Raw genomic sequence first — 384 nt, 5'->3', positions numbered from 1 at the left:
AAAAACAAAGAAGAATGCGAAGGAAGACAACGCAAATAATCTCTATAACTTTTCACATCCTTCACAGGAAAAGAATGGTCAATATAATGGTCATGCAAACAAGTCATGATATCGTAAGGCTTTTCCCAACCGCAATAAACCTCGACCCCATTCCCAAACATATAACGAATAGCCTTGGTCTCATAACGTGCCTTCAATCGCACAGCCTTTATATTGAACAGATTTTCAAGCCTCTGTACTTCTCTCTCTATTTCTCTATATTTTTCCTTCTTTACCATATCCATAACAATCTCCGACCCTCAGTTTGTGGGGTACTGGAAACTTATTGTAGCAGATAGAAATCAATATTTGACTTGTCATAGTGTCCGACTATGACAATTACAT

At 37.5% G+C, this 384-nt stretch carries 1 protein-coding gene; it reads right to left on the bottom strand.

Going from position 1 to position 384, the window contains the following annotated elements:
* A partial coding sequence (locus KP705_RS19005; RefSeq protein ID WP_215765435.1) for a hypothetical protein occupies positions 1-284 on the bottom strand: 284 nt, incomplete at its 3' end.
* Positions 285-384 lie beyond the last annotated feature (100 nt).

Origin of the sequence: Gluconobacter sp. P1D12_c, assembly GCF_018812105.1 — a bacterium.
Lineage (GTDB): Bacteria > Pseudomonadota > Alphaproteobacteria > Acetobacterales > Acetobacteraceae > Gluconobacter > Gluconobacter oxydans_A.
Note: the sequence above shows the minus strand (reverse complement) of the source record. Positions and strands in the feature narration are given on the sequence as shown.